The sequence below is a fragment of the Mesorhizobium sp. M0159 genome (assembly GCF_040322295.1).
GTDB lineage: Bacteria > Pseudomonadota > Alphaproteobacteria > Rhizobiales > Rhizobiaceae > Mesorhizobium.
In genome coordinates this window covers 49,060-66,764 of sequence record NZ_JAMYTF010000017.1, presented here as the reverse complement: position 1 = coordinate 66,764, position 17,705 = coordinate 49,060, and the positions used below count along the sequence as shown (strand labels likewise).

Sequence of the window (17,705 nt, the reverse complement as noted above, 5' to 3'; positions counted from 1 at the left end):
GGCCGGCGCGCATCCTATCCAGCCATGTCGGGCGGGCAAGGGCGAAAGAGTGGATTGTCAGGACTTATGTCCGACAAAAGGCCGCACGGGCCGCCGATCGATCGGTTGCCCAGCCGGACGCGGTACAATTCGACGGCGGCTCCGCTGGTCCCGGCAACCGGCTCAAGCCATTCCGGCACGCTGCCGCGCATCAGCCCGGCAAGAAAGCCTGCCGGCGCCTTGGCGGCGAGGAGCTTGCTTTCGGCGCTGCCGGGGCACAGCGCGACGAGGCCGACGTGATGATCCGCCACGACCGTCCTGGCATCGGCATTGGACCCAAGGAAGGCATCGAGCGCCAGCAGGTTGCCGGCGACGTTGCGATGGTAGGGCCCGGCGAAGACGTGATGTCCGGAATAGGCCAGGATAGGCGATCCGAGATTGGAAATTGCCAGCACGGTGGTGCCGGGCAGGCGGCCGAGTGCCGCAAAGGAGGCCATGCGCTGGCAAGCGACATCGGTGCCGTCGCCATTATCCGCCGTGGTGTTGCTGTCCTCGAAGGCGACCGAGGTTGCCGCGGCAGCCCCAGTCCAGACCGCATTCACCGAAACCAGCCAGACGGCAGCCATGCGCAGCGCCACACCGCGCGACGCGCTGGCCTCGGCCCGTTGACGCCATTTGGCAATCCAGGCGGCAAGCGGGATGACAGCGAAGGCGATCGAGAATGTCGAACCGCGCACCTGCCAAGCGCTGACGATGAAGGCCACGGCAAGCAGCGCGCCGACAAGGCTGTCCTGCCGCCGCCAGCCGCCACGGCCAAGGCGAAGCGCCATCAGCACGAGCGCGATGAGCGGCGTGGCATAGCGCGCCACCACCCCGGCCGGATCTTCAGCGAGCAGCTTGAACAGCGATTGCGCCTCGTCGATGTGATCAAGCCATAGCTCCTTGAGGCGCGGATCGAGGTTGGCATAGGGCGCTGCCAGGCATTGTGGGAACAAAAAGACGATTGCAGCGGCCAATAGAAGGGCAAGCAGGCCAAGCGAGGCGATACGCCATTGGCGCGTGCGGCCGGCGGGCTCGACCGACGCTATCGCCGCAAGGCCGGTTCCGGCAATCGCCGCGACGACGAACTGCACGGTCGAAAAGGCGTCGCATTGCGCCTGACCCCAGGCAGACGGCGCAATGGTGGCGACAAAGACGAGAGCGGACACGCCGGCAAAGCCGAGGCCGAAATCCCTGGCGATCAGCCTCTCGCCATTGGCGCCGAGGGCGAACAGCATGGCGACAGAGGCGCCGAAGGTGGCCACATAAGGGGCGGTCTCCATACCGACGGCCAGCATCAATCCGGCGCACAGGCCGGAGAGCAATGCCGCCGGCCTGCGCATTGGCGCTTCAAGCAATAGGCTCAGGCTGGCCATGCTCAGCATCAGCTGGATATTGTGGTGATCGAGCGCGCCAGGCGAAAAAATGCCAATGAAATACAGTGCGGCAGCGCCGACCACGACAGCGGGCAGCACGGCGCTGTCACCGGCAAAGCTGCGTGCGGCGCGGGCGGTGAAAAACACGGTCAGGCAGAAGAGCAGCGTCGGCCACAGCACTTGCGCAACATTCTCGGCAAAGGCCGCGCTGCCGGTCAGGGCCGATACGGCGATGATGATGGCGGCGATCGGCGCATCGACCAGCCGCGACCAATGCATGACGAAACCGCCTTCCAGGCCCATCCTGTACTGGTGGAGATCGAACCAGCCCTGGCTGGCCAGCATGTCGCGAACTTCGACGAGGCGCAGCAGATTGTCGTTGTCGCCGCCGGCATTGGTCAGTGCCGGGAAGCCGGCAAAGGCATTGACGGCAAGCGCCAGCACCGTGGCAAGCAGCGCCAGCGCGATATCGGACCTCCAAATGGAGGCGCCATCGTCGGCTGTGCTCATATCGGGACCTTTGGAAGGAATACGGGGCGGTTTAAACCTAGCCTTAACAGCTTCAATAAATAGTAAAGCCGCCCGAGCGAGGCCGGCGCTTGAGCGGTCAGGGGCCTCACAGGGCATCCGGAGACGAAAATGCCACAAGAAATGCGCCATGAGCCGAGCATCGCCGTGCTCCTGCCTTGCTACAATGAGGAGCTGACGATCGGCGAAGTGGTGCGGCGCTTTCGCGAAACGCTGCCTGCCGCCGCGATCTATGTCTACGACAACAATTCGCGCGACCTGACCGCGCTCCGAGCCCGCGCCGCCGGCGCCATCGTGGTGCGCGAGCCGCGCCAGGGCAAAGGCAATGTCGTGCGCCGCATGTTCGCCGACATCGAGGCCGACATCTACCTGATGGCCGACGGCGACGGCACCTATGCGCCGGAGGACGCGCCGCAACTGATCAACACGCTGCTGACCGAGCGCTCCGACATGGTGGTGGGCACCAGGCGCGGCGTCGCCAACGACGCCGGCAGGACAGGCCACGCCTTCGGCAACCGCATCTTCAACAGCCTCTACAAACGTTTGTTCGGTTCGGACTTTACCGATATCTTCTCGGGTTACCGCGCCTTCACCAGGCGCTTCGTCAAGAGTTTTCCCGCCGTTTCCGGCGGTTTCGAGATCGAGACCGAAATGTCGGTGCACGCCTCGCAGCTCAAATTGCCGGTCAGCGAGATCGGACTCGACTATGGCCGCCGGCCGGAAGGCTCCTCGTCGAAGCTGTCGACCTTTCGCGACGGCGCGAAGATCCTGTGGATGTTCGCCATGCTGATGAAGGAGACGCAGCCGCTGCGTTTCTTCGGCGCTTTTTCGGTGTTCTTCCTGGCATCAAGCCTGTTTCTGATGGCGCCGGTGCTGATCGAGTTCGCCGAAACCGGGCTTGTGCCGCGCATGCCGACCTGGGTTCTGTCGGTCGGCCTGCTGCTGCTGTCGATGCTGGCGGCGGTGACCGGGGTGATCCTCGATTCGGTGTCGCACGGCCGAGCCGAGCAGAAGCGCATCTTCTATCTGTCGATGCCTTCCGGCCGCGTCGAACGCGAACGCGCAATTGCGCTCGCGACTTTGAAGACCGGACCGCGCAAGACCCCGCGGGCGGCCTAGAGCCTAAATGGGACGCCTCGCCCGCTTCATTGTCGCCGGCGGCATCGGCTTCGTCGCCGACGCGGGTGCGCTTTGGCTGGTGCTGGCGACAACGCCGCTTGGGCCCTTGGCGGCCCGCATCATCTCGATCGGTTTTGCCCTGTCCGTCACCTGGCTGATCAACCGCCATCTGACCTTCTCGCCTTCCAGCCGCGGCGTCGCGCAAGAGGGCGCACGCTATGGCGGCGTCGGCATTGCCACCAGCCTCGTCAATTATCTCGTCTATTGCGCCATGCTGTTCGCGCTGCCGATGGTGTCGCCGCTCATAGCCCTTGCGGTCGCCTCGCTGGTCGCCATGGCGCTGTCCTTCCTCGGCTATTCCAAGCTGGTCTTCGACCGCTGAAGGCACATCGCGTTGGGATCTGCGCCAAGCGAAGCGCAGCCTCATCATGACCTTGGCCGATTGGCAGAGGCCGCCGATTTCCTTATATCGCTGTCGTCGATGCATCGGCCCGAAAAATCGGAATCGATTTTCGGAAAGCACGATGCATGGATTCAAAAAATGTTGGAGCGTACTTTGTGCGTCCAAGTGGATCGCTCCAAGTGCGCCGGAGAGCTGCCATGCCCCTGAAAGTCGCCGTCCAGATGGACCACATCTCCAGCGTGTCGGTAGCCGGCGACACGTCGTTTGCGCTGTCGCTGGAAGCGCAGCGGCGCGGCCACCGGCTGTTCCACTACACGCCCGACCGGCTGTCGCTGCGCGACGGCAAGGTGTTTGCCCGTATCGAGGCGATGCAGGTTCGCGACGAGAAGGGCAATCATTATTCGCTGGGCGAAGAAGTCCGCACCGATCTTTCGGAGATGGACGTCATCCTTTTGCGGCAGGATCCGCCCTTCGACATGAACTACATCACCACCACGCATATTCTCGAGCGCATCCATCCGAAGACCCTGGTGGTCAACGACCCGGCCTGGGTGCGCAACAGCCCGGAAAAGATCTTCGTCACCGAATTTTCCGACCTGATGCCGGCGACGCTGATCACCAAGGATCCGCTCGAGGTCGCCGCCTTCCGCAAGGAGTTCGGCGACATCATCGTCAAGCCGCTCTATGGCAATGGCGGCGCCGGCATCTTCCACCTGCACGAGGCCGACCGCAATCTCGCCTCGCTGCTCGAAATGTTCGGCCAGATGTTCCGCGAACCCTACATCGTGCAACGCTATCTGAAAGAGGTGCGGGCCGGGGACAAGCGCATCATCCTGATCGACGGCGAGCCGGTCGGCGCCATCAACCGGGTACCGGCCGAGCATGATTCGCGCTCCAACATGCATGTCGGCGGCCGCGCTGAAAAAACCGAGCTGACGGTGCGCGAACGCGAGATCTGTGCCCGCATCGGCCCCGCGCTGAAGGAGCGCGGCTTCATCCTTGTCGGCATCGACGTGATCGGCGACTACATGACCGAGATCAACGTGACCTCACCGACCGGCATACGCGAAGTGCAGCGCTTCGGCGGCGCCGACATCGCCAGCCTGTTCTGGGATGCCGTGGAGGAGAAGCGCAACTAGCCTCGCTTCGCGAGCGGCCGCGTTGCAAACCATTGCCGCCGTTGCGCTCAGCTGTTCCCCAAATGTTCTTGCCTTCGCCGGAAATCTGTGGTTGTCTCGGGTGACGCCGTTCGCGGCATGATCGCAAAGGCTTGGGGCAAAAGCCTGCATCCGGGGTGAAGACATGGTGGCGCGGGTTCGCACGGTTGCTTTCCAGGGCATCGAGGCCGTGCCGGTCGACGTGCAGGTGATGATCGCGCCGGGCAAGGTCAACATGCACATCGTCGGGCTGGCCGACAAGGCCGTAGCCGAAAGCCGCGAGCGGGTGCAGGCAGCACTTCATGCATCCGGCCTGTCGATGCCGTCGAAGAAGGTCACCGTCAATCTGGCGCCCGCCGACCTGCCCAAGGAAGGCAGCCACTACGATTTGCCGATCGCGCTCGGGCTGATGGCGGCGCTCGGCGCCATTCCGGGCGACATGCTGGCCGGCTATGTCGTGCTTGGCGAATTGTCGCTCGACGGCACCATCGCCGCGGTGGCTGGCGCGCTGCCGGCGGCAATCGGTGCCAATGCCGAAGGCAAGGGCTTGATCTGCCCGTTCGCCTGCGGGCCGGAAGCGGCCTGGGCCGGCAAGGATTTCGACATATTGGCGCCGCGCAGCCTGATCGCCATCGCCAATCATTTTCGCGGCACGCAGGTTCTGTCGCGGCCGGAAGCCGGCATCCATGCCTCGGCGCGCGACCTGCCCGACCTTGCCGACATCAAGGGCCAGGAGACCGCCAAGCGGGCGCTGGAGGTGGCGGCGGCCGGCGGCCACAATCTTCTGATGGTCGGACCGCCGGGGTCGGGAAAGTCGATGCTGGCGCAGCGGCTGCCGTCGATCCTGCCGCCGCTGGCGCCCAGGGAATTGCTCGAAGTCTCGATGATCGCCTCGGTGGCCGGCGAACTCGGCGAAGGAAAACTCACCGACCGGCGGCCGTTCCGCGCGCCACATCATTCGGCCTCGATGGCGGCGATGGTCGGCGGCGGTCTGCGCGTGCGGCCGGGCGAGGCCTCGCTTGCCCATCACGGCGTGCTGTTCCTCGACGAGTTCCCCGAATTCTCGCCGCAGGCGCTCGATGCACTGCGCCAGCCGCTCGAGACCGGCGACTGCATGATCGCGCGCGCCAATCATCGCGTCACCTATCCGGCGCGTATCCAACTGGTCGCGGCGATGAACCCGTGCCGTTGCGGCATGGCCGGCGAGCCGGGCTATCGCTGTCTACGCGGCGATCGCTGCCGCACCGACTACCAGGCGCGCATTTCCGGCCCGCTGCTCGATCGCATCGATCTCAGGATCGAGGTGCCGGCGGTCTCGGCCAGCGATCTGATCCGGCCGGACCGGGCGGAGAAAAGTGCCGCCGTCGCACTACGTGTTGCCCGCGCCCGTACGATCCAGCGCGAGCGCTTCGAGCGGCTCGGCGCGACCGCCACCACCAACGCCCATTGCTCGCCGTCAGTCATCGAGGAGATCGCCATGCCCGATGCCGCCGGCCTGTCTCTGCTCAGGGACGCCAGCGAAAAGCTTGGCTTTTCCGCGCGGGCCTATCACCGCGTCCTGAAGGTGGCGCGGACCCTGGCCGATCTCGAGGCCAGCGAGACGGTCGGCCGCATCCATCTGGCCGAAGCGATTTCCTACCGCATGAGCTCGGAACGGATGGCACAAGCGGCGTAGCGTTTTTCCCTCCCCCTCGAGGGGAGGGTGGCCGCGAAGCGGCCGGGTGGGGTCGCCGGTGAGACGCTCGGCCTGTCGCATTTCGAAACCGGCCGAGGTGCGGAGCGTTGCGATGCTCCTCCTAGGGCGCACCGTCAGAATTGGGTTGGCGCACTGCATTGGCGACCCCACCCGGCCCTTCGGGCCACCCTCCCCTCAAGGGGGAGGGGGACGCCGGCGCTTACCCTTGGCCTGCGTGCATCGTGCTTTCGGTTCAGCCGTTATCCCGCGCCTTCAGCTCCAGCCGCCGCGCGTGCAGCACTGGCTCGGTGTAGCCGTTGGGTTGCACGCGGCCTTTGAAGACCAGGTCGCAGGCGGCGAGGAAGGCGATGGACTTGTCGAAATCCGGCGCCATCGGCCGGTAGAGCGGATCGCCTTGGTTCTGGCGGTCGACGATCGCCGCCATGCGTTTCATCGTCTCCATGACCTGCTCGGGCGTGCAGACGCCGTGATGCAGCCAGTTGGCGATGTGCTGCGAGGAGATGCGCAGCGTGGCGCGGTCCTCCATCAGGCCGACGTCGTTTATGTCCGGCACTTTCGAACAGCCGACGCCCTGGTCGATCCAGCGCACGACATAGCCCAGAATGCCTTGCGCGTTGTTGTCGAGTTCCTTCTGGATGTCCGCCTGAGACCAGTTCGGCCGCACCGCGACCGGCACCGACAGGATGTCGTCGAGTTTTGCCTTGGGCCGGCTCTTCAGTGCCGCCTGCACGGCATGGACGTCGACCTTGTGATAGTGGGTGGCGTGCAGCGTCGCCGCCGTCGGCGACGGCACCCAGGCGGTGTTGGCGCCAGCCTTGGGATGGGCGATCTTCTCGGCCAGCATCGCCGCCATCAGGTCGGGCATCGCCCACATGCCCTTGCCGATCTGGGCGTGGCCGGCCAACCCACATTCCAGCCCGATGTCGACGTTCCAGGCTTCGTAGGCGGCAATCCAGGCGGCCTGCTTCATGTCGCCCTTGCGGATCATCGGGCCGGCCTCCATCGAGGTGTGGATCTCGTCGCCGGTGCGATCGAGGAAGCCGGTGTTGATGAAGACGACGCGTTCTTTCGCGGCGCGGATCGCCTCCTTGAGGTTGACGGTGGTGCGCCGCTCCTCGTCCATGATGCCCATCTTGAGGGTGTTTTTGGGCACGCCGAGCAGCGCCTCGACACGGTCGAAAATCTCGACGGCGAAGGCAACTTCGTCGGGCCCGTGCATCTTGGGCTTTACGATGTACATCGAGCCGGCGCGAGAATTGGCGCGGCGCCCGTTCACGCCGATGTCATGCAGCGCGATCAGCGCCGTCAGCGCCGCATCCATAATGCCTTCCGGCACCTCGTTGCCGTCGCGATCCGATATCGCCGGATTGGTCATAAGGTGGCCGACATTCCTGACCAGCATCAGCGAGCGGCCGGGCAAGGTCAGCGTGCCGCCATCCGGCGCGGTATAGGTGCGGTCGGGGTTGAGCCTCCGGACAAAGCTCTTGCCGGCCTTGGTGATCTCCTCCGCCAAGTCGCCCTTCATCAGGCCGAGCCAGTTGCGGTAGACCAGCACCTTATCCTCGGCATCGACGGCCGCCACCGAATCCTCGCAGTCCTGGATGGTGGTCAGCGCCGATTCCAGCAGGACATCGGCAATGCCGGCCGGATCGGTGCGGCCGATCTGGTTGTTGCGGTCGATGACGATTTCAATGTGCAGGCCGTTCTTGACCAGCAGGACGGCTTCGGGGTCGGCGGCATCGCCGCGATAGCCGGCAAACTGTCTGAGGTCGGCAAGCGTGGTGGCGCCGGCACCCTCGCCCAGCCGCAACATGCCATTGGCGACCGAAAGCCCGTTGACGCCGGCCCATTTGCCTGTCGTGAGCGGCACCGCCTCGTCGAAGAAGCTTTTCACCCAGGCGACGACCTTGGCGCCGCGCGCCGGATTGAATTTGTTGCCTCGCTCGGCGCCGTCCGTCTCCGGGATGGCGTCGGTTCCGTAGAGCGCATCGTACAGCGAGCCCCAGCGCGCATTGGCGGCATTCAGCGCATAACGCGCGTTCATCACCGGCACCACCAGCTGCGGCCCGGCAACCAAAGCGATTTCCGGGTCGACATTTTCGGTGGTCACGCTGAACGCCGGCCCCTCGGGCAGGAGATAGCCGATCTCGCGGAGGAACGTCTTGTAGGCCTCCATGTCGACGGGCGCGCCATTGTCGCGATACCAGCGGTCGAGCTTGTCCTGCATGGCATCGCGCTTTTCGAGCAGCGCCCGGTTTTTTGGCGAGAGATCATGGACGATCGCCGAAAAACCGCTCCAGAATGCCTCCGCTTCAATGCCGGTGCCCGGCAGCGCCTCGTTCACGACAAAATCATGAAGCGCGCGGGCAATCCGCAATCCGGCGATCTCGACGCGATCGGTCATCAGGGCTTCTCCAAGGCTTGGCCGGCTTGCCGGCCTCGGGCCTTTGACATGGCAAGGTTGTAGGGTCAACTCGGCCTAAGGTGAAGGTAGGGCGTTTTCGCTGCCGATCTCCCCCCTTGAGGGGGAGATGGCCGGCAGGCCAGAGGGGGTCGCCTCGCGTGGAGTGCAACCTCTTCTTTGCACCAAATCGCGTCGCGCTTCATGCGAGGCGACCCCCTCTGTCGCCTTCGGCGACATCTCCCCCTCGGGGGGGAGATTACGCGCTCACACCGCAATCCTTGGCCGTCCCGACGCCACCGCCACGACATGCGCCTCGATGAACATGCGCTGGCCCTCTACGGTGGAGACGCGGAACTCGCTGGCGATTTCGATCTCGGCGCTGTCGGTGCCGGCGTCCTTAGCCCGCCCGGCGGCAATCGCGCGCACATCTTTCTCCGCCGCGGCGATCGCCGCTGCTTCGTCGTTGAAATCGCGCACGCTTTCACCTGAGGCAACGCGGAACAGCCCTTCCTTGGGCTGGCTGACCCGCGCCTCCGCCGACACCCGGACCTGGCCGACGACGGCGCCAAGCGCGTTGGCGACGTCGGTATCCTGCGGCACCACGCATTCATTGCCGACCAGCTCGGCCAGGCCGGCATAATGCAGCGGCGCCGAGGCGCCGAGGCCGATGACCGGACGGTCGAGGGCGACGCTCAAGCGGGCGATGCCGGGATGCGCGTCGACGGCGCGCTGGACCAGGGCATGGGCGACGGTCGCCGCGCCATCCAGCCCGTCCTCGGCGAAGGCGGTCTCGAGGATGACTTCGGCCGACAGGCGGGTCAGCGCGGTCAGCACCCGTTCCGAGATCGCCTCCGGCGAGGCGGCGATGAACTGGCCGCGGCCGTCGCGCCTGCGCGCGAACAGCTCGGCACCCAGACGCGCCGCGGCCGCATCCCAATTGGCCTGCCTGCCCAGCACATGCGCGGCGTCCGACGGCGTGAAGCCGGCGACATGCACCAGCCCGCGCGACACCAGCCGGTTCAAGGTGGCGTTCTGGGCGTTCGAGGTCAGCAATCTGTCGAGAGCCTGCGGCACGGCACCAATCAGCTCGTAAAGCTTGGCTTCGGCGCCGGTCAGTCCGGCCGCAAGCCGCTCCGGCACGCCGGTGCGCACCGCGAGGCGGCCATCCATGCGGCCGGGATTAGGCGCGCGCAGCTGGCGTTCCAGTTCTGATGTGACGGCCTCGCCATGCATCAAGCCGGCCAGCGCCAGCGGCACCAGGCGGCGCGGGCCGAGCAGGATCTTCGGGCTGAGCGCGCCATCCTCCAGCGCCACTTCGGAATCGCCGCCGAGCCCAAAAGTGCGCATGGCGACGGCCTCGACCATGGTGCGGAAACCGCCGACGGTGGCGCCTTCCGGATCGAGCCGCGGCCGGCCCTTGTCGAGCACGGCGACGTCGGTGGTGGTGCCGCCGATATCGGAGACCACAGCATCGTCGAGGCCGGTCATGTGGCGGGCACCGACGAGGCTGGCAGCCGGGCCGGACAGGATGGTCTCGATCGGCCGCTGGCGGGCAAAGGCGGCCGAGACCAAAGCGCCGTCGCCGCGCACCACCATCAGCGGGGCGGCGATGTTGCGCGCGGCCAAAAAACCTTCGGTTGCCGCGACCAGCCGGTCGATCATCGAGATCAGCCTGGCGTTGAGCAATGTCGTCAGCGCCCGGCGCGGGCCGCCGAGCTTGGCCGACAGTTCGTGGCTGGCGGTGACCGGCAGGCCGGTCCTGTCGCGGATCAGGTTCCGCGCGCTTAGCTCATGCGCCGGGTTGCGGGTGGCGAAATAGGCGCAGACGGCAAAGCCGGACACCGACTTTTCCAGTTCCGGCAAAGCTGCCTCCAGCCCGGAAAGATCGAGCTTTGCCGCATTGCCATGGACATCGTGGCCGCCGGGGCAGAACACCACCGGGTCGGTGCCGAGCGCCGCCTTCAGCCCGTCGCGGGCAAGGTCGCCCTCGGCAAAGCCGATCATCACCAGCGCCACGCGGCCGCCCTGGCCCTCGACCAGCGCATTGGTGGCAAGCGTCGTCGACATCGACACCAGTTTTATCGCAGTCGGGTCGGTGCCGGCCTTTTGCAGCACCGCATCGACTGCGCCCGATATGCCGACCGCCAGGTCGTGGCGGGTGGTCAGCGCCTTGGCCTTGGCCAGCACTTTTCCGCCGGGGCCGCCGGCTTCCGACCACAGCACCGCGTCGGTATAGGTGCCGCCAGTGTCGATGCCGAGGAACAGGGGTGAGGGTTTGGGCTTGGCGGTCATATTTGGGTCCGGAGAATTGCTGCCCCGCCCCTTAGCCGATACGGGCCGGGCGATAAAGGCACGAGCGCTGGGCCAAGGCAGCGTAATCTCCCCCCTCGAGGGGGAGATGGCCGGCAGGCCAGAGGGGGTCGTCTCGCGTGGAGCGCCGGCATTCTCTGGCCGCGATGGCGTTGGCGTCAGGACGCACCGACCCCCTCTGTCGCCTTCGGCGACATCTCCCCCTCAAGGAGGGAGATAGCGGCGGCGCCTACCCGACAAACCCCACGCGCTTATGCGACCCGTCACAAAACGGCTTGTTGGCGGAGTGGCCGCAGCGGCAGAGGAAGGTGCGTTGCGTACGGTCGACCGTGTGGCCTGTGCCGGTGACGATTTCGACATTGCCTTCGAGCTTGAGCGGGCCGTTGGTCGTCGGCGTCACCGTCAGCGAGCCATTCCGCACTTCCAGCGCCGGCGTATCCTTCAGCGGCGGTTCGCCGGTGGCGGTGAAGCCCGATTTGGTGTGGCTGCCATCGCAGAACGGCTTGTTTTCCGAGGCGCCGCAGCGGCAGAGCGTGGCGCGGTAAAACGTTTCGCCGCCCAACACGATCTCGGCATGGATGGCAAGCGGACCGTTTTCCCTTATGCGCACAATGTTGACCACCGGCGGCTGTTCCTGCGGCCCGCCATCCTTGCGGACATAGGTGATGGCGCCGGACGGGCAGGCTTCGGCGAGCGCCACGATCTTCTCGACGCTGGCCGCCTCGGGGTGGATCCACTGGCCGGGCGCATTGGGCACGAAGACACGAGGATCGCCCAGCACGCAGTTGCGCGAATGGATGCAACGTTTTCCCGAAAAGCCGATGTCGATGTTCTCGCCTTCGACCACTGCCATGGGTGGGTCTCCTGTCGGACTACGCTATGGCGACAGTCAGGACGACGTCAAGGCAGCATTCTCCCCCTCGTGAGGGCCGACCTCGGGCGCGGCGGTAAGGGAATTCGCATTTTTTGCTCGCAGCACCACATTTTGTTCTTGCTTTGTGCCGGCAGTTACTAATTTGAGTATGGTGTCAATTGGCTCCAACGACCCGCCTGCCGAGGCGGGTTTTTTGTTTCAGCTTTGAAATTCCGTTGCCGGCCTGCACTCGCGGGACGGCCCTCTCCCCCCTCGCGGGGGAGATGGCCGCGCAGCGGCCAGAGGGGGTCGGCACGACCGGACTCGGCCTACTGCTGCAGAACAGGTTGGCGCTCTATGCGCGGCGACCCCCTCTGTCGCCTTTGGCGACATCTCCCCCTCAAGGGGGGAGATCTGCCACGTCACGGAACCAGATCGATTTCCTCGGTCTCGCCGCCACTGCAGGTGTAGCAGCAATCGTCGCACTTTTCCGTATTGCCGGGGCCGACGCCCCAATAGGTATTCTCGTCGCCATCGACCCAGGCGCCGTAGCAGATCGATTCGCCGTCCTTGCAGGACAGCGGGATCGCCTTGGTCTCGCCGTCATTGAGATAGTAATCCTGATTGTTGCCCGGCCAGACATGGTCGCGGTCCTGGCTGTAGAGCTCGACGCGCATGGCGTTCGGATGGCTGTTCCTGATCTCGAAAGTGACATCGCCGGCATGCGCGACGGGCGCAAACAGCATGACAATGAACAGCGACGCGGCGACGCGGCGCGCGAAAGCGTAAGACGACATGATGATTTCCCCCCGGAATGACACGGCCTGCCCGGCCGCGACGGGAACATGGCATGGCGGCGGGATGGGTGGAAGAGGTGATTCCCGCATTTGCGCTCCGCGTGACGCGCGAGGTTGCCAAGGAAGACCCCTCTCCGGTTTGCTTCGCAAACCACCTCTCCCCACTTCGTGGGGCGAGGAATGCCAATCACCGAAGCCTCACAACACCTGGGTTCCTCGCCCCCACAAAGTGGGGGAGAGGTGGCCGCGAAGCGGCCGGAGAGGGGGCGGTCCGACTGGACTCAACGCCCGGGCTTCAGCAGCGTCCAGATCCAGCCGATGAATGTGAGCACCAGAAAGGGATATCCGGCAGCAGGCAGCGGCGCCGAGGTCGGCAGCAAAGGCGCCCCCCACAGGATCAGGCCGGCCGACACGACAAACAGCACGGCGGCCACGACAGCCGTGAGCCGCATCCACAGCGCGAAGGTTTTCGGCGCGCTGACCATGACCAGCGCCGCCGCCCAAAGCGAGATACCGCCGACATAGGAGGGCACGCTGGCCTCAAGCCCCGCCGCATTGCCGGAGAGCAGCAGGCTTTCGCCGGCGAGAAAGATCAAAAATCCAGCCGCCACGCAGTCATTGCCCTGGCGCTGATATTTCATCGTCAACAGCGCGGTCGCCACCACGAGCGCCACGCCGTCGATCGTCCAGAGCGTTTCGCGAAGTTCGGCGCTCTCGACGAAGGTGCCGGCGAGTCCGAAAGCGCCGCCGATGGCGAGGCCGATCGCGGCGACGAGGTCCAGAGTGGAGCGCAGATGTCTCCCCCGAAGCCGCAAGGATACTTCAAGGCGGGACATTCTCCAATGATGGTCCGCTGTCCTGAAGGGTCGCAATGGCCGGCGCGTATCCAGCTTGCTGACCTGTCGCACTCTTCTGCCCAATCTCCACCATGCAGCTTCAGCGCCGCGCTGGCGGGGGGCCCGCTGCCTCCGGCAGCTCCCCCGCTTTCGAAGCCTGCCATCGATTCACTGGATCGATGGGTTGGCGCGCTGTGCGCGCCAACCGGCTTCTCAATCCCCCATTTTCAAGGCCTGGATAAACGCTTCCTGCGGGATGTCCACCTTGCCGAACTGGCGCATCCGCTTCTTGCCCTCTTTCTGCTTGTCGAGCAGCTTGCGCTTGCGTGAGACGTCGCCGCCGTAGCATTTGGCGGTGACGTCCTTGCGCAGCGCCGAGATGGTCTCGCGGGCGATGACCTTGCCGCCGATCGCCGCCTGGATCGGGATCTTGAACAGATGGTGCGGGATCAGCTCCTTCAGTTTCTCGCACATCTGGCGGCCGCGCTTTTCCGCCGCCGTACGGTGGACCAGCATCGACAGCGCATCGACCGGCTCTTCGTTGACCAGGATCGACATCTTGACCAGGTCGCCTTCCTTGTAGTCGGTCAAATGATAGTCGAACGAGGCGTAGCCCTTGGAGATCGACTTCAGCCGGTCGTAGAAGTCGAAGACCACCTCGTTGAGCGGCAAATCGTAGATCAGCATGGCGCGCTTGCCGACATAGGACAGGTCGGCCTGGATGCCGCGCCGGTCCTGACAGAGTTTTAGGATGCCGCCGAGATAGTCGTCGGGGGTGAGGATGGTGGCGCGGATCCACGGCTCCTCGATGGCCGATATTTTGACCACGTCGGGCATGTCGGCTGGGTTGTGCAGTTCCTTGACCGTGCCATCGTTCAACAGCAGGCGATAGACGACACTAGGTGCGGTGGCGATGAGGTCGAGATTGAATTCGCGCTCCAGCCGCTCCTGGATGATTTCGAGATGCAGCAGCCCGAGGAAGCCGCAGCGATAGCCGAAGCCGAGCGCGGCGCTGGTTTCCATTTCAAAGGAGAAGGACGCGTCATTGAGGCGCAGCTTGCCGACCGCGGCGCGCAAATCCTCGAAATCGGCGGCGTCGACCGGGAACAGGCCGCAGAACACCACCGGCTGTGCCGGCTTGAAGCCGGGCAGGGCTTGCGCCGTCGGCCGCTTGTCCTCCGTGATGGTGTCGCCGACGCGGGTGTCGGCAACCTCCTTGATCGAGCCGGTGAAGAAACCGAACTCGCCGGGGCCGAGCTCGTCAGCATTGATGCGGGCGGGCGTAAAGACGCCGGTGCGCTCGACCAGGTATCTGGCGCCGGTGCCCATCATGCGGATGGTCTGGCCCTTCTTCAAGACGCCGTCGATGATGCGGACCAGCACGATGACGCCGAGATAGGCATCGTACCAGGAGTCGACCAGCATCGCCTTCAGCGGGGCCGTGATGTCGCCCTCGCGCGGCGGCGGCAGATCGTTGACGATCGCCTCCAGCACGTCGGGAATGCCAAGCCCCGTCTTGGCCGAGATCAGCACGGCGTTGGAGGCGTCGATGCCGATCACCTCCTCGACCTGTTCGCGGATGCGCTCGGGCTCGGCGGCGGGCAGGTCGACCTTGTTCAGCACCACGACGATTTCGTGGTTGTTGTCGATCGCCTGATAGACATTGGCCAGCGTCTGCGCCTCGACGCCTTGCGAGGCGTCGACGACCAGCAGCGAACCTTCGCAGGCGGCGAGCGAGCGCGACACTTCATAGGCGAAGTCGACATGGCCGGGCGTGTCGATCAGGTTGAGGACATAGTCCTCGCCATTGTTGGCGCGGTATTTCAGCCGCACCGTCTGCGCCTTGATGGTGATGCCGCGCTCGCGCTCGATGTCCATCGAGTCCAGCACCTGCTCCTTCATGTCGCGCAGCTCCAGCCCGCCGGTCGACTGGATCAGCCGGTCGGCAAGCGTGGATTTGCCATGGTCGATATGGGCAACGATGGAGAAGTTGCGGATGTTTTTGATCGGCGTGGTCATGCGCCGCGCTTTAGCAGGGGCACGCTACATCGGCAAGCGGCGGGGCGCGGGTGCGGCGGCGGGGCGGCAAAGTCGTTAAACTTTGATCCATGAGATTAGAGCATAGTTCGCGCCCGGCGTGATAGCCACTGGCCATCGCCGTTTCGGGGGGATCGGAATGCCGTTGTCAGCACGCAAATTTCTCAAATCGGTGAGCGGCTCGTTCGCGCCATTGCTCGCCATCTTGCTTATCCCGATGGTTGCCGCATTGGGTTTTTCCATCGACTATACCTCTGCGGTTTCAACCAGGGCATCGATGCAGAACGCCCTCGATGCAGCGTCGCTGTCGATCACGACGCTTTCGACGGACACCTCACTGGCGGACCGCCAGGTAAAACTGCAGGAGGCATACCTGGCCAATGGCGGGCAAGGCACGGCCAAGCTCGACAGCTTCGTCGTCGCCACCGACGGCGCCGCCAGCATCAAGGCTTCGGCCGGCTTTGCCATGCCGACGAATTTCATGCAGATCGCCAGGATCAACACGGTGCAGATCGGTGTTGCGTCGGCAGTGACAAAGCGGCCGGCATTGGTGCAAGCCACGTTCAAGGTCGACAAGATCTCTGGCTGGTGGGACAAGACGGTGACGCTCTACGGCACCAAACCCGGTGACGCGGCGGCCAACAAGCTGATGAGGATCTCCTACGCGTACAACAGGTTTGGCGATCCCAAAGGCTACGGGACGTCCTCTGTTTACACGATCAACGGAACGACGGAGACGCTGGTCCAGAAACAAGTATGCACGACCGTCACGGTGACCAGCTTCTATGGCTTGCCCACCGGCACAATCACTCAGATCAGCGGTACCAGGAAATACGCAACCACCTGCGTCAACACGATGTATCCCGCGACCGGCGCCGGTGCGGTGATCGACGTGAAGGACATGGATAACCTGTCTCTGGAGATGAAGATTCCGAATCCCAATCCTGGTCTTGGCGGCGGCTATCTGGCCTCGGGCACGAAAGAAACCCTGCGATCGGACGATCCGGCCACGTCCGACCGATTGTTTATCGACAAGGTCAAGACGCTGGCCAATACGACTGTCGACATCTTTGAGGCCGTGCCGTGCGGCATCACCAGCAGTCAAGCGTGGGAAGATGGCGGATCACTTACCAACAACACCATAGACGATGCCGATTTTTCCTATTTTGTGACCGGCAAGTGCGCGTTCAACAAGCGGCCTTCGGAAACCGTGCTCACACAATAGGGGCGACTTGAGTGCCGATCTCCCCCTTGTGGGTCCTCAAGGGGGGAGATCGGACATCCCCTCGGCTCTCGCTAATGCTCTAGGAACTCGGACTTCTCCTCAATCACGAAGCGGTGATGCTGTAACGAACCGTGTGTCGGCGGCGAAGTGTGGACATGGAACCGCACAGGAGAACAGCGATGACCGGATCGGAACGAAGCACAGCCCTGATGGGGCTCGCCGCGGCACTGTTTTCCGCGACTGTGCTGTCGGCAACCAGCGCGGCCGCCGGCCAGACGCTGACCGTCGTAGAGCTGTTCACCAGCCAGGGCTGCTCGTCCTGTCCGCCGGCCAACGCCAATCTGATCAAGGTCAAGGACCGGCCCGGCGTGCTGGCGCTGTCCTTCAACGTCACCTACTGGGACTATCTCGGCTGGAAGGACACATTCGGCAAAGAAGAATTCACGCAGCGCCAGGTCCGCTATGAACCGTCGCTCGGCCGTTCCGGCCCGTTCACGCCGCAAGTGGTGGTCAACGGCAGGGCCGATGCCGTCGGCGCCAGGCCGGGCGAGATCGAGCAGCTGATTTCGAGTGGCGGCCACGGTGACGGACCTTCGTTGTCGCTCGCCGGCGGGAAGGTCAGCATCGGCGCCGGTCCGGTGCCCGGCGGCAGGGCCGATGTCTGGCTGGTGCGTTACGACAAGGGCGTCGTCGAGGTGCCGGTGGCGCGCGGAGAAAACACCGGCCGCACGCTGCCGCACGCCAATGTCGTGCATTCGCTGACCAGGCTGGGCAGTTGGACCGGCGACGCCACCGCACTGCCGCTGCCGGCGGCGACGGGCGGCCTCAGCACAGCGGTGCTGGTGCAGGTGCCGGGCGGCGGGCCGATCCTCGCTGCCGCAGCGAATTAGAACCCGTTCCGAAATTTGCGCAACGCCGCAGCGGCGCCGCTGCATGCCGTCAACCC

13 protein-coding genes are annotated in these 17,705 nt (G+C 64.9%); 6 read left to right on the top strand and 7 right to left on the bottom strand.

Going from position 1 to position 17,705, the window contains the following annotated elements:
- Positions 1-14: 14 nt before the first annotated feature.
- Positions 15-1,904, bottom strand: coding sequence for a GtrA family protein (locus NKJ32_RS18105; RefSeq protein WP_352828347.1), 1,890 nt, complete (start codon positions 1,902-1,904; stop codon positions 15-17).
- Between the two features lie 129 nt (positions 1,905-2,033).
- Between NKJ32_RS18105 and NKJ32_RS18100 the strand changes: the two genes are divergently transcribed.
- The 4 genes from NKJ32_RS18100 (at position 2,034) to NKJ32_RS18085 (ending at position 6,276) form a co-directional block, all read left to right on the top strand.
- Positions 2,034-3,041, top strand: a complete 1,008-nt coding sequence (locus NKJ32_RS18100) for a glycosyltransferase (RefSeq protein ID WP_352828345.1) — start codon at positions 2,034-2,036, stop codon at positions 3,039-3,041.
- A gap of 7 nt (positions 3,042-3,048) precedes the next feature.
- Entirely contained in the window at positions 3,049-3,423 is a 375-nt protein-coding gene (locus NKJ32_RS18095) for a GtrA family protein (protein WP_352575274.1), read from the top strand.
- A 218-nt stretch (positions 3,424-3,641) separates the two neighbouring features.
- Positions 3,642-4,583 (top strand): glutathione synthase, encoded by a 942-nt coding sequence (gshB, locus tag NKJ32_RS18090; RefSeq protein ID WP_352575276.1) that lies wholly within the window; start codon positions 3,642-3,644, stop codon positions 4,581-4,583.
- A 163-nt stretch (positions 4,584-4,746) separates the two neighbouring features.
- Positions 4,747-6,276 carry a YifB family Mg chelatase-like AAA ATPase gene (locus NKJ32_RS18085; protein WP_352636259.1) on the top strand — a complete coding sequence of 510 codons (1,530 nt, stop codon included), beginning with the start codon at positions 4,747-4,749 and terminating at the stop codon, positions 6,274-6,276.
- Positions 6,277-6,529: 253 nt separating this feature from the next.
- Here the strand turns inward: NKJ32_RS18085 and NKJ32_RS18080 are convergent, their stop codons facing one another.
- The 6 genes from NKJ32_RS18080 to lepA form a co-directional block, all read right to left on the bottom strand.
- Positions 6,530-8,701 (bottom strand): malate synthase G, encoded by a 2,172-nt coding sequence (locus NKJ32_RS18080; protein WP_352828342.1) that lies wholly within the window; start codon positions 8,699-8,701, stop codon positions 6,530-6,532.
- Positions 8,702-8,965: 264 nt separating this feature from the next.
- Positions 8,966-10,993, bottom strand: a complete 2,028-nt coding sequence (locus tag NKJ32_RS18075) for a hydantoinase/oxoprolinase N-terminal domain-containing protein (RefSeq protein WP_352575282.1) — start codon at positions 10,991-10,993, stop codon at positions 8,966-8,968.
- Positions 10,994-11,240: 247 nt separating this feature from the next.
- A complete protein-coding gene (locus tag NKJ32_RS18070; RefSeq protein ID WP_352575284.1) occupies positions 11,241-11,864 on the bottom strand; it encodes a CDGSH iron-sulfur domain-containing protein in 624 nt (207 codons plus the stop codon).
- Positions 11,865-12,286: 422 nt separating this feature from the next.
- Positions 12,287-12,661, bottom strand: coding sequence for a hypothetical protein (locus NKJ32_RS18065; RefSeq protein ID WP_352575286.1), 375 nt, complete (start codon positions 12,659-12,661; stop codon positions 12,287-12,289).
- Positions 12,662-12,942: 281 nt separating this feature from the next.
- On the bottom strand, positions 12,943-13,497 hold the full coding sequence (locus NKJ32_RS18060; protein WP_352575288.1) for a hypothetical protein: 555 nt from the start codon (positions 13,495-13,497) through the stop codon (positions 12,943-12,945).
- Between the two features lie 213 nt (positions 13,498-13,710).
- Complete coding sequence (lepA, locus tag NKJ32_RS18055) at positions 13,711-15,516, bottom strand: translation elongation factor 4 (RefSeq protein WP_352828339.1); 1,806 nt, start codon at positions 15,514-15,516, stop codon at positions 13,711-13,713.
- Between the two features lie 118 nt (positions 15,517-15,634).
- Between lepA and NKJ32_RS18050 the strand changes: the two genes are divergently transcribed.
- Positions 15,635-16,759: a TadE/TadG family type IV pilus assembly protein gene (locus NKJ32_RS18050; protein ID WP_352828337.1), complete on the top strand. Its 1,125-nt coding sequence runs from the start codon at positions 15,635-15,637 to the stop codon at positions 16,757-16,759.
- A gap of 179 nt (positions 16,760-16,938) precedes the next feature.
- Positions 16,939-17,649, top strand: coding sequence for a DUF1223 domain-containing protein (locus NKJ32_RS18045; RefSeq protein ID WP_352620818.1), 711 nt, complete (start codon positions 16,939-16,941; stop codon positions 17,647-17,649).
- Positions 17,650-17,705 lie beyond the last annotated feature (56 nt).